Genomic DNA, 12,248 nt, shown 5'->3' with positions numbered 1-12,248 from the left:
CGGGTCGTGTCAGCGCGGGACCGAAGCATGGCGCAGCAGCACCGACCCCTGGTAGGCGGGTGCCTGGATGTCCGCCTCGCGGGTGACGCTATAACCCAGGCCGTAGTCGCGTACAGCGTCGCGGAAGGCCTGCACCCCCGCGGAGGCGTCGAGCGCCGCCTGCAGCCGGGCCGGGTCGCCGATCGCCGAGATCACGAACGGTGGAGAGTAACGCTTGCCGTCGAGCAGCAGCGTGTTGCCGACGCACTGCACGGCGGTGGTGGTGATGACGCGTACGCCCATGATCGTCATGGCCTCGGCGCCGCCCGCCCAGAGCGCGTTCACCACGGCCTGCACGTCCTGCTGGTGCACCACCAGGTCGTCCTGCGTGGCGGTGCCGGGGGCGAGGTCGTCGTCGTTGCTGTTGGGCGCGTCGTCCATGCGGACGGTCAGGCCCCGGCCGTGCACCGCGGTCAGCCCGGCGGCGGCCAGGTATCCCTCGCCGCGGGCGTGCTCCTGGGCGACCGGGGTGTCCCCGACGGCCATCGCGTCGGTCAGCCCGTCGATCTCGTTGCGCAGCTGATCCACCCGGATCCGGGCGGCCTGCGTCTCGTCTTCCTTCTTGCCGATCAGCTCGCTGAGCTCGACGCTCTGGTCCTCGCGCAGCGAGGTGCCCGCCGAGGTGGTGGCGCTCATGGTGAACAGCAGGCCGGCCGTGGCCGCGATCAGGGGCACGCCGAGGGTCCAGCCGCTGCGGCGCTTGCCGGGGAGCCGGCCGAACGCGCGCCCGGCCCGGAGCACGGCCTTGCGCCATGACGAGGCGCCGGATGTGTATTCCACCACTCCCCCTCCGTGCCAAAACGCGCTGACCTGACTACGCTATCTGTCGAACATTATTCAGGCCCATGCCCGAGGTCATCGACCGGTGTGGGCAGGGCCCCTCCAGGAGACAACCGTGCCGAAGTCGCAGGTCCGCAAGAAGAAGATCTACACGCCGCCGACGGACGTGTTGCCCAACGCGACCGCCGCGGAGAAGAAGCCGAGCCCGATGTGGCTGCCGGTCACCGCCGTCAGCCTGATCGTTTTCGGCATCGCGTGGCTGGTCGTTTACTACCTGTCCTCCACGGAGTATCCCGTGGCCGGATGGGGCTACTGGAACCTCGCTGTCGGCTTCGGCGCCATGGTCGGCGCGCTGGGCCTGCTCTCGAAGTGGCGTTAGGCCGCTCCGAGCCGTCCACGATAGCTCGCGTTCGAGGTCGCGGCCGTTCATGCGATGCCGCGACCTCGAATGCTGTCCGGAGCCGTCCGCGCCCGTCGGCGTGCCCGCTGACCTAGGGTGATGGGCAGCCTGTGCGAACCCTCACATTACTGAACGGTAACTAGGGCGTAAGCTCCGGAGGGACGTATACACAGGGCTGTTCCGACGCAGGGAGGCGTGGGTATGGGCGTCGTTCAGATCGTCAGTACGGTCATCGCGTTCGCCATGACGGCGGTCGCGGTGGTGCTGGTCGTACGGGCGGTGCGGCAGATGCTCGCGGTGATCCGGCTGGGCCAGCCCGACCCGACGCGCTCCAACGACCGCGGCACCCGCTGGAAGACCATGCTGCGGGAGACCTTCGGGCACACCCGCATGCTCAAGTGGTCGGTCGTCGGCGCGGCGCACTGGTTCGTGATGATCGGCTTCATCGTGCTGTCGACGCTGGTCGCGGGCGCGTACCTCGAGGTGGTCAACCCGGCGTGGGAGCTGCCGATCGTCGGCGGCTGGGACGTGTTCGCGTTCGTCACCGAGTGGATCGGCATCCTCGGCATCCCGGCGATCATCGTCCTGATCGCCATCCGCCTGCGCCAGCGGCCCTCGCGCACGTCCAACTCCCGTTTCGCGGGCTCCACGATGTGGCAGGCCTACTTCGTCGAGTACGTGATCCTCGCGGTCCTGGTGCTCGGTTTCCTGATCCGCGGCTTCAAGGTCGCGAACGGGCTGTTCCACCACCCGGCGTGGGCCACCCCGCTGTCGCACGCGCTGGGCGAGGTGCTGCCCGCGTCGCTGAACGCGATCACGATCACCGCCCTCGTCAAGATCGTGGTCTCCATGACCTGGGCCATCACCATCGGCCTCAACGTGACCATGGGTGTGGCCTGGCACCGCTTCCTGGCCTTCCCCAACATCTGGTTCAAGCGCAACGCCGACGGCGCCCCCGCGCTGGGCGCGCTCAAGCCGATGACCTCCAACGGCGCCCCGATCGACCTCGAGGAGGCCGACCCGGAGAAGGACACGTTCGGCGTGTCCCAGGTCGAGCACTTCGGGTGGAAGGGCCTGCTCGACTTCTCGACCTGCACCGAGTGCGGCCGCTGCCAGTCGCAGTGCCCGGCGTGGAACACCGGCAAGCCGCTGTCGCCGAAGCTGATCGTGCTGTCGCTGCGCGACCACGCGTACGCCAAGGCCCCCTACCTGCTCGCGGGCGGCGGCAAGGACCTGTCCGGGGACGAGAAGGGCACCCCTGAGCAGCTGTCGCAGGTCAACGCCCTGGCACTGGCCGAGGCGGAGCGGCCGCTGATCGGCGGCGCCGCGGAGCTGGGCGTGATCGACCCCGACGCGCTGTGGGCGTGCACCACCTGCGGCGCCTGCGTGGAGCAGTGCCCGGTCGACATCGAGCACGTCGACCACATCGTCGACATGCGCCGCTACCAGGTGATGATCGAGTCGAGCTTCCCGTCGGAGGCCGGCGCGATGCTGCGCAACCTGGAGAACAAGGGCAACCCGTGGGGCGCGCCCCCGAACACCCGCGAGGACTGGACCAAGGGCCTGGACTTCGCGGTCCCGCGCGTGGGTGAGGTCGAGGAGTTCGAGTACCTGTTCTGGGTCGGCTGCGCCGGCGCGTTCGAGGACAAGGCCAAGAAGACCACCCGCGCGGTGGCGACCCTGCTCAACGAGGCGGGCGTCAAGTTCGCGATCCTCGGCAACAACGAGACCTGCACCGGCGACCCGGCGCGGCGGATCGGCAACGAGTTCGTGTACCAGATGCTGGCGCAGCAGAACGTCGAGACCATCAAGGAGACGGGCGCGCTGAAGATCGTCGCGACCTGCCCGCACTGCTTCAACACCCTCGGCAACGAGTACAAGGAGCTGGGTCTCGAGGTCGAGGTCGTGCACCACACCGAGCTGCTGGCCCACCTCGTCAAGATCGGCAAGCTCACCCCGGTCGCGCCCGTCGACGGCGGCCTGACCTACCACGACCCGTGCTACCTCGGGCGGCACAACCGCGTGTTCACCCCGCCCCGCGAGGTGCTGGGCGCGGCGATCGGCGCCGGCGCGACCACGTCCGCCGGGTCCGGCACCGGGATCCTGGAGATGGGCCGGCGCGAGGAGCGCTCGTTCTGCTGCGGCGCCGGCGGCGCGCGCATGTGGATGGAGGAGCGCATCGGCAAGCGGATCAACGTCGAGCGCACCGAGGAGGCCCTGGCCACCGGCGCGAAGACCATCGCCGTGGGCTGCCCCTTCTGCTCCACCATGATCACCGACGGCGTCCGCAGCAAGGGACAGGAAGAGGTCGAGGTCATCGACGTCGCCACCGTCCTGCTCCGCTCCGTCAAACCCACCCCCGCGGCCTGACACACCAGAGGCGGAACGGCCCGGCCGAGCGCAACACCCGCGCTCGGCCGCCGGTCGCACCCGTAAAGGAGCGTGACATCGCGCAGCGATGCAGCGACGCGCGGGTGCGACCGGCTGAGAGGCCGAGCGCCGCGCCCGCGGAGGCGGGCGCCGTGACAGGGCCGAGCGCCGCGCCCGCGGAGCGGGCGCCGTGTCACAGTAGAATCTCGCGCTGAGGTGATCTGGTCATCGACGTGCTGTCTGAGTTCCTGTACATCCTGCTGTTCGTCTTGCTCACCCTCGGCACGGCGTTCTTCGTGGCGGCGGAGTTCGCGCTCGTCACGGTGGACCGGGCGGAGATCGACGCGCGGGCGGAGCGGGGTGAGCGCCCCGCGCGGACGGTGCGCCGGGCGCTGCGCGAGCTGTCGTTCCAGCTGTCCGGCGCGCAGCTGGGCATCACGCTGACCGCGCTGCTGACCGGTTACCTCGCCGAGCCCGCGCTGCGGCCGCTGGTCGAGCCGATGGGCCTGTCCGCGGGCTTCAGCCACGTGGTCTCGCTGGGCATCGCGACCCTGTTCTCCATGCTCTTCGGTGAGCTGGTGCCGAAGAACGCGGCGCTGTCGCGGCCGATGCCGGTCGCGCTGCGTACGGCGGGACCCATGCGCCTGTTCTCCCGGGCCCTGAAGGTGCTGATCAACGCGCTCAACGACTCGGCGAACTGGCTGGTCCGCCGGATGGGCATCGAGCCGCAGGAGGAGCTGGCCAGCGCGCGGTCGCCGGAGGAGCTGGGGCTGCTGGCCGCGATCTCGGCGCAGGCGGGCGCGCTGCCGACCGAGACGGCGTTGCTGCTGCAGCGCACGGTGCGGTTCAGTGACAAGCACGCGGCCGAGGCGATGACGCCGCGCATCGACGTGGTGGGCCTGGCCGGCTCGGCCACCGTCGCCGAGCTGTTCGAGGCGGTGCGGGAGACGGGGCACAGCCGCTTTCCGGTGTACGAGCAGACGCTGGACACGGTGACCGGCGTCGTGTCGGTCAACGACGCGCTGGCGGTGCCGCCGGCCCGGCGCGCGCTGACCACGGTCGCCGCGGTGGCCCGCGAGCCGGTGCTGGTGCCCGGCTCGCTCGATCTGGACAAGGTGGTCGCGGCGCTGCGTGCGGGCCGGTCCGACTTCGCCATCGTGGTCGACGAGTACGGCGGCACCGACGGCGTGGTCACCATCGAGGACCTGGTCGAGGAGCTGGTCGGGGAGATCGCCGACGAGCACGACACGGCCGAGGAGGAGGAGTCCGGCTCGGTCGAGGTGACCGTGCCGGGCGGGGTGCGCACCTGGCTCGTGGACGGCATGCTGCGCGAGGACGAGCTGGACGAGCAGACCGGCTTCCGGCTGCCCGTGGGGCCGTACGAGACGCTCGCCGGCTACCTGATGGCGCAGCTGGGCCGGATCCCGGGGGTCGGCGACACGGTGCTGGCCAACGACTGGGAGTTCACGGTGGTGGAGATGGACCGGCACCGGGTGGAGCAGGTGCGGCTGGTGCGGCTGGCGGGCGACGACGATGACTGACCTGCTGATCACCGTCGGCCTGCTGCTGGGCAACGCGTTCTTCGTCGGCGCGGAGTTCGCGCTGATCGCCTCCCGGCGCACCGTCATCGAGCCGAAGGCGCAGACGTCGCGGCCCGCGGCCTGGGCGCTGTCGGCGATGAACCAGATCCCGCTGATGATCGCTGGCGCGCAGCTCGGCATCACGCTGTGCTCGCTGGCGCTGGGTGCGATCGCGGAGCCGGCGCTGGCGCACTTCATCGAGCGGCCGTTCCACGCGCTCGGCATGCCGCAGAACATGCTGCACCCCACCGCGTTCGTGATCGCGCTGCTGATCGTGGTCTTCCTGCACACGGTGATCGGCGAGATGGTGCCGAAGAACATCACCCTGGCCGGTCCCGAGGCGAGCGTGCTGTGGCTGGGCCCGCCGATGCTGGCGTTCTGCGTGGCGACCAAGCCGCTGCTGGTCGCGATGAAGTGGGCGTCGCGGCAGGTGTTGCGGCTGTGGCGGATCGAGGCGGCGGACGCGGTGAAGACCGTGTTCACCGCGGAGGAGCTGGCCGGCCTGGTGGCCCAGGCGCACACGGAGGGCCTGCTCGACCCGGAGCAGCATGCCCGCATCGCGGGTGCGCTGGCGCTGCACCAGCGCACCGCTGCGGACGCGCTGCGGCCCTGGTCGTCGGTCACCAGCGTCACCGACGACACCTCGCCCGCGACCCTGGAGGTGCTGGCGACCCGCACCGGCCGCTCGCGCTTCCCGGTGGTGTCGCGGGGCAGCCGGCGGGTGCTCGGCTTCGTCCACATCAAGGACGTGCTCGGCATGGAGGGCGCGAGCCGCCGCGAGCCGATCCCGGGCGGGCTGATCCGGCCGCTGGCGATCGTGCCGCCGGAGCGTTCGCTGGCCGAGCTGCTGCTGTCGATGCGCCGCGAGCGCCGGCACATCGTGCTGGTGAGCGAGGGTCAGGTGCCGGTCGGCGTGGTCACCCTGGACGACGTCCTCAACGCCATCATGGCCCCGGCGGCCTGACACCCTCCGTGATCGAAGCTCCGGCCGTGCGGTGATGACCGCGTGGCCGGAGCTCCGAACACCGCGCCGGCGGGGCACGCTGCGTGACATCGGCGCAGCTCAGCGAAGTTGTCCCGCCATCGGCTTGAAACCGACTCACCTTGTTTTCTAGGGTTGGTGACCGTCGGGTGCGTACGCCGGGCCGTGACCCCTCGCGACCCCGCACCGGACACCGCAGCCGGGGCCCCTCCTTCGCCCGGTGGCGGTAGGCGGAAAAGGAGCTCCGGTGACCCCCCTCCGTACCGCGTCGCGCTCGCTGACCAGGGCGCTCGTGCTGGTGGCTGCGCTGCTCGTCGGCCTTGCGCCGGCGCTGCCCGCCCAGGCCGAGCCGGACTCGATCGCCGAGATCGAGGCCGAGATCAGCAAGACCTGGGAGAAGCTCGAGCCGCTGATCGAGGAGTACAACAAGGTCCACAGCGACCTCAAGAAGCTGCAGAAGAAGGCGGCGGCCATCGAGCAGAAGCTCTCGCCGCTCCGGCTGACCGTGGAGGTCACCCGGACCCGGGTCGGCGTCATCGCCGCCGAGTACTACAAGGGCGGCCGGAGCGCGCAGGTCAACGCGATCCTGTCCAGCGGGTCGCCGAAGCAGTTCGCCGACCAGCTGATGATCCTCGACTACCTGGCCCACGACAAGCAGCAGCAGATCTCCGCGACGGCCGAGGCCAAGGCCAAGTACGACGTCGAGAAGACCGCACTGGACCAGTCGATCGCGGACCAGAAGGCCAAGGATCTCGACATGGCCGCCAAGAAGAAGGTCATCGAGGCGGAGATGACGCGGCTGCAGAAGCTGCGTACGCAGGCCTACGGCTCGGGCGCTCCCGGCGGTTCGCTGAAGATCGGCAACGCCTGCCCGGCCCAGATGGGCAGCGGCAAGGGCCAGACCGCCGCGGCGTGGGCCTGCAAGCAGATCAGCAAGAAGTACGTGTGGGGCAGCGCCGGTCCGAACACCTTCGACTGCTCCGGCCTCACCCAGCAGGCGTGGAAGCAGGCCGGGGTCGGCCTCAGCCACTACACCAAGGACCAGTGGGGCGAGGGCACCCGCGTCAGCGCGGCCAATGCCAAGGTCGGCGACCTGGTCTTCTTCTTCAGCGACCTGCACCACGTCGGCATCTACGTCGGCACCGTGAACGGCGAGCGGGTCATGGTGCACGCGCCGCACACCGGTGACGTCGTCCGGATGGCCTACATCAAGTACATGCCCGTCGCCGGGTACGTCCGCCCGAGCTGACCGAGCGCGCGAAGAAGGGCTCCCCGCGGATCGCGGGGAGCCCTTCGCCGTTCCGGTCGATCAGAGCACGACGGCCGGGCGGAGCACCACGTCGTCGCGCAGCACGTACGCGATGCGGTGGCCGAACTGGATCTGCACGTACTTCAGGTCGCCCCGGATCACGGTGCCGTCCCCGGGCGACGACCAGTCGAACGTGCTGGCCCGGTAGTACTCGCCGGTCAGCACCGGACCGGCCGCGTAGCGCTGGCCCGCCGCGATCGTGTACTGCGCGTACGGGCTGACCGCTTGCACCGGCACGCCCGCCGGGTAGGCGGCCGCGTCCGGGTAGGCCCGCCCGAACACCGGGATGCTCGCCAGGCCGGGCTTCGGCTCGACGACGAACCCGACGTTCCACAGCGGTCCGGCGTCGGCGTTGCGGAACCACGCCTTCTGGCCGAGGTACCAGATCGCGGTCCACTCGGCGGTGCGCTCGGCCACGGCGTAGGTCTGCCCTGCCGAGGCCCGCGCGCAGTGGTCGCTGACCAGCATGGTGCTGGCCCTGGTGCCGCAGCGGCCCGGGTCGCGCACCAGCGGCGCGGTCAGGTCCGGCGCGGTGCGCAGGATGACCGACGAGCTGGAGCGGGCCGGGCACGGGTTGCTCGCCGGGCCGGTGCAGCCGGTGAAGGCAGGCTTGTTGGTGGCGAAGTCCGGGTTCAGCGTGACCAGTCCGGCGTGCTCGGACAGCGCCTCGGGCAGACCGCGGAACGGCGCCTTGAGCAGGTCGAAGTAGTGCGCCCAGTCCCAGTACGGGCCCGGGTCCCAGTGCATGCCGGCCACGGTCGAGGTGATGGTGCCGGGCACGTTGTCGTGGCCGATGATGTGCTTGCGGTCCAGCGGGATGCCCAGCCGCAGCGCCAGGTGCCGCACCAGCTTGGCCGACGTACGGTAGAGCGCCTCGGTGTACCAGGTGCCCTGCGCGGCGAAGCCCTCGTGCTCCAGGCCGATCGACTTCGCGTTGACGTACCAGTTGCCCGCGTGCCAGCCGACGTCCTTGGCCTTGACGTGCTGGGCGATGTGGCCGTCGACCGAGCGCAGCGAGTAGTGCCAGCTCACGTACGTCGGGTCGGCGACCAGCTTCAGGGTGGTGGCCCAGCTCGCCTCGGTGTCGTGGATGACGATGTACTCGATGCGCTGCGACTGCGGCCGGTCGCCCAGGTCGTGGTTGCCGTAGTCGCCGTCGCCGAACGCCTGGTACGGAGCGGGCAGCGACTCGCAGGAGATGTCGATCGGGCACTCGATGCCGTCCGGGCGGGCCAGCTTGCGCAGGCCGAGCCGGACCAGCCAGTCCCGCACGGGGGTGACGCCGCGGCCGGCCAGCGCGAGCTGGTGGCCCTCGTCGGTGGTGCGGCTGACGCCTTCGCGCAGCGTCGTGTAGACCTCGTCGGCGAACGCCGCCGCGGCCTGCTCGGTGTCCGCGCCGGAGTAGCGCGCTACCGCGCCGTACCAGGCCGCCGGGTCGGTGTCGGCACCGCGCGGGGCACCGAGCTGCTGCTGGTACGAGGCCAGCAGCGCGGCGCCGCCGCGGATGTTGGCCACCGGGTCGGTGCGCAGCGTCTCGGTGGACAGCCCGGTCAGCTCGGCCGCGGCGGGCAGGGTGTGCAGGGCGGCCTCGGCGGGCGGCGGGGCGTCCACCGGGTGCCCGGCCGCCTTCGGGCGGCTGTCGTCGCCGCGCGCGTCCTCGGGGACGGCCTCCTCGGCGGCCTCGGGGGCGCCGGTCGGCAGCGCGGCGACGTAGGTCGCGTCGGTGAGGTGCATCGGGCCGTAGCCGCCGGAGGTGCTCGGCGTCCCGGCGTTGGCGTCCCAGCGCGACTCCAGATAGGACACGCCGAGCAGCACGTCGACGGGCACGCCGTACTCCTCGGCGGCGGCCTGGTAGTCGGCCTGCCGGGATGGTGGCGACTCGGCCTGGGCGGCGACCGGCACGAGGCCGGAGGCGAGCCCGACACCGGCCGCGGTGAGCACCGCCAGGCGGCGCAGGGGGATTCGGGGTGACACTTTCGGCTCCCTTCGAGTGTCCGATGCGGTCACCCTGCCTTCGGCCGGTCGGGTAGTCAATAGTTACCGGATTGAGTTTCGGTAATGAAACTAATCTTCATAGGATGAGCCGCCTACCCGACAAACGCGCTGTCCGAAGCGGTGACACGGGCTGACCACGACATCTGGTAAAGATGAGCGAATGCGGGGTAGATGGTGGATCGCGGCAGTGTCGGGCCTGGTGGTCGTGGTGGCCTTGGCCGTGGTGGTGTTCGTGCGGCAGTCCGGCGACGATCCGGCCCCGGACGCGGCCGCGCCCTCCGCGGCTCCGCCGTCCCCGGCGGGCTCGCCCAGCCCGAGCGCCAAGCCGTCGCGTACGCCCGGCGCGCACGGCGTGCTGCTGGACTTCACCGACGGCCTCAAGCTGGTCAGGGCGGCCGGTGCCGGCAAGCCGGCGGTGCGCGAGGAGCGGGCGACCGGCGGCGAGGTCCGGCTGGTGCCGCGCGACGGCGGATTCGCGGTCCGCTTCCCGCAGCGGTGCGTCCAGGCCGACCCGAAGCAGTGCCCGCGGGCGATCCTGGAGGCCGGTGCCGACGTGGCCCTCAACCCCGGCACGGGGCTGCTGCACTGGGGCGCCGCGGTGCTGATGACCGCGGACGAGACCAGCGACGGCTCCAATCTGGTGCAGAAGGGCTACTCGCAGACCGGCAGCCAGTTCAAGCTGCAGGTCGACGGCGCCAAGGGCCAGCCGAGCTGCGTGGTCGCCGGGCCGGTGGGCGGCGTCAACGGCATCCACGTGGCGAAGGCGAAGAGCAGCGTGGCGGACGGCCGCTGGCACACGGTGGACTGCGTCCGCCAGGGTGACCGGCTGCGCATCGAGGTGGACGGCGTGGCGGAGAACGAGGTCGCCATCCCGGCCGAGCTCGACATCACCAACGAGGCGCCGCTGCGCATCGGCGGCAAGGGCGTCGCCACCAACAACGACCAGTTCCACGGCACGCTCGACGACGTGTACGTCGAGATCGGATGATCGCCGCTCGATAGGGCCACGTGACACGCAGGTGCATCGACCGGTTTGCGTTCTTGCGGCGGCGCTGCCTAACGTGAACCCTTGTGTGTAGCCATAATCAGCCCCTAGAAGGGCTTCCCCGCGCACCACGAATACCACGCGGCCTGCTGATGGCGGCCGCCACGGTCCTCGCCCTGCTCGCGCCCGCCGTGCCCGCGCACGCGAGCCCCACCCCGGCGGAGATCGAGAAGCAGATCGACCAGCAGTGGAACAAGCTGGAGCCGGTCATCGAGGAGCACAACGCGACGAAGATCCAGCTGGCCAAGCAGCGGAAGAAGGCGGCCGAGCTCAACGCGCAGCTCGCACCCCTGGAGCAGCAGGTTCTCGTCACCCGCACCCGCATCGGGGTGCTGGCCGACCAGCTCTACCGCGGCGGCACGCTGGCCCAGGTCAACGCCTTCCTGCGCAGTGGGGACGCGGGCGCGGTCGCCGACCGGCTGCTGGTGCTCGACCAGCTGGCGCACGACAAGAAGGCCCGCATCGCCGACGTGCTCGCCGCTAAGTCTGCTTTGGACGACGTCAAGAAGCCGCTGGACGAGCTGGTCACGCAGCTGACGAAGACCGAGGCGGAGCAGGCCGGCCGGGCCGACGCCATCGAGGCCGAGATCAAGAAGCTGAACAAGCTGCGGCTGGAGGCGTACGGCACGCTGTCCGGGACGGGCAAGCTGGCCCCCGTGCCGTGCCCGACGGCGTACCCGGGCGGCGCCGGCGCGCAGGCGGTCAAGTTCGCCTGCAAGCAGATCGGCAAGATCTACGTCTGGGGCGCCTCCGGGCCTGACCACTACGACTGCTCCGGGCTCACCATGGCCGCCTGGCGGGCGGCGGGAGTGTCCCTGCCGCACAACGCCAAGGCGCAGCGGGCCGCGGTGAAGTCGGTCAGCCGGGCCGACCTGCGCCCCGGCGACCTGGTGTTCTACTACAGCGACCTGCACCACGTCGGCATGTACGCCGGCAGCGGCTGGATCGTGCACGCCTCACGCTCGGGCCAGCCGATCACGATGCGCCGGATGGACGACGGCAACATCCACAGCTACGGCCGCCCGGCCTAGCGGTTACGAGCCCGGCCGGAGCATCGGCGGGTGGAGCACGCGGGCGGGGCCCCGGCGGAACAGCTGCGCCGGACGGCCCCGCTCTGCCGTGACGGACCGCCCGACCGGCTCGACGAAGCCGGGCGTCGAGGTCACCTTGCGATGGAAGTTGCGCGGGTCGAGCCGCGCGCCCCACACCGTCTCGTACACCGCGCGCAGCTCGCTGATGGTGAACTCGGGCGGGCAGAACGCCGTCGCGAGCGGGGTGTACTCCAGCTTCGCCCGCGCCCGCTCGACCCCGTCGGCCAGGATCCGTGCGTGGTCGAAGGCGAGCTCCGCGACGGGCAGGGTGACCCAGGCCGCGCCCGCCGCGTCGCTGCCCGCGACCGGGGTCGGCAGGTCCGGCAGCAGCGCCAGGTATGCCACGGTGACCACGCGGCCGCGGGGGTCCCGGTCCGGCGTGCCGTAGCTGGCCAGCTGTTCCAGGTGCCCGCCGGGGGCGGTGAGTCCGGTCTCCTCGTGCAGCTCGCGCACGGCCGCCGCGTCGAGGTCCTCGTCGGCGTGCACGAAGCCGCCGGGCAGGGCCCAGGCTCCGCGGTAGGGCTCGACGCCGCGGCGTACCAGCAGCACCTGCAGCGCGGCGTCGCGGACGGTCAGCACCACGAGGTCCGCGGTGACGGAGAACTCCGGATAGTCGGCCATCTGATTTATCACCACCTTGACGAGAATGTAGCACGG

At 71.1% G+C, this 12,248-nt stretch carries 10 protein-coding genes; 7 read left to right on the top strand and 3 right to left on the bottom strand.

Annotated features, from left to right (window positions below; genetic code table 11):
• Positions 1-9: 9 nt before the first annotated feature.
• Positions 10-819, bottom strand: a complete 810-nt coding sequence (locus AB0J67_RS15335) for a DUF881 domain-containing protein (protein ID WP_363482022.1) — start codon at positions 817-819, stop codon at positions 10-12.
• Positions 820-934: 115 nt separating this feature from the next.
• Between AB0J67_RS15335 and AB0J67_RS15330 the strand changes: the two genes are divergently transcribed.
• The 5 genes from AB0J67_RS15330 to AB0J67_RS15310 all read left to right on the top strand — a co-directional run bounded on the left by AB0J67_RS15330 (position 935) and on the right by AB0J67_RS15310 (position 7,400).
• Positions 935-1,198 (top strand): cell division protein CrgA, encoded by a 264-nt coding sequence (locus AB0J67_RS15330; protein WP_363482019.1) that lies wholly within the window; start codon positions 935-937, stop codon positions 1,196-1,198.
• A gap of 222 nt (positions 1,199-1,420) precedes the next feature.
• Complete coding sequence (locus AB0J67_RS15325) at positions 1,421-3,589, top strand: (Fe-S)-binding protein (protein WP_363482016.1); 2,169 nt, start codon at positions 1,421-1,423, stop codon at positions 3,587-3,589.
• A 227-nt stretch (positions 3,590-3,816) separates the two neighbouring features.
• A complete protein-coding gene (locus AB0J67_RS15320; RefSeq protein ID WP_363482079.1) occupies positions 3,817-5,130 on the top strand; it encodes a hemolysin family protein in 1,314 nt (437 codons plus the stop codon).
• The gene (locus AB0J67_RS15315; protein WP_363482013.1) at positions 5,123-6,133 is read left to right on the top strand and encodes a hemolysin family protein; all 1,011 of its coding nucleotides are present in this window, start codon (positions 5,123-5,125) and stop codon (positions 6,131-6,133) included. The genes AB0J67_RS15320 and AB0J67_RS15315 overlap by 8 nt, the downstream gene beginning before the upstream one ends.
• A 265-nt stretch (positions 6,134-6,398) precedes the next feature.
• Complete coding sequence (locus tag AB0J67_RS15310; RefSeq protein ID WP_363482010.1) at positions 6,399-7,400, top strand: NlpC/P60 family protein; 1,002 nt, start codon at positions 6,399-6,401, stop codon at positions 7,398-7,400.
• A gap of 60 nt (positions 7,401-7,460) precedes the next feature.
• Here AB0J67_RS15310 and AB0J67_RS15305 read toward each other — a convergent pair whose 3' ends face one another.
• Positions 7,461-9,434 (bottom strand): N-acetylmuramoyl-L-alanine amidase, encoded by a 1,974-nt coding sequence (locus AB0J67_RS15305; RefSeq protein ID WP_363482007.1) that lies wholly within the window; start codon positions 9,432-9,434, stop codon positions 7,461-7,463.
• Positions 9,435-9,615: 181 nt separating this feature from the next.
• On the opposite strand from AB0J67_RS15305, the gene AB0J67_RS15300 reads away from it, so the two are divergent.
• Positions 9,616-10,443, top strand: a complete 828-nt coding sequence (locus AB0J67_RS15300; RefSeq protein WP_363482004.1) for a laminin G domain-containing protein — start codon at positions 9,616-9,618, stop codon at positions 10,441-10,443.
• A gap of 149 nt (positions 10,444-10,592) precedes the next feature.
• Positions 10,593-11,531 carry an NlpC/P60 family protein gene (locus AB0J67_RS15295; protein ID WP_363482001.1) on the top strand — a complete coding sequence of 313 codons (939 nt, stop codon included), beginning with the start codon at positions 10,593-10,595 and terminating at the stop codon, positions 11,529-11,531.
• Positions 11,532-11,534: 3 nt separating this feature from the next.
• On the opposite strand, the gene AB0J67_RS15290 is transcribed toward AB0J67_RS15295, so the two are convergent.
• Positions 11,535-12,212 carry an NUDIX domain-containing protein gene (locus AB0J67_RS15290; RefSeq protein WP_363481998.1) on the bottom strand — a complete coding sequence of 226 codons (678 nt, stop codon included), beginning with the start codon at positions 12,210-12,212 and terminating at the stop codon, positions 11,535-11,537.
• Positions 12,213-12,248 lie beyond the last annotated feature (36 nt).

Origin of the sequence: Catellatospora sp. NPDC049609 (assembly GCF_040675365.1) — a bacterium.
GTDB lineage: Bacteria > Actinomycetota > Actinomycetes > Mycobacteriales > Micromonosporaceae > Catellatospora.
This window is presented reverse-complemented; position numbering and strand designations above follow the sequence as displayed.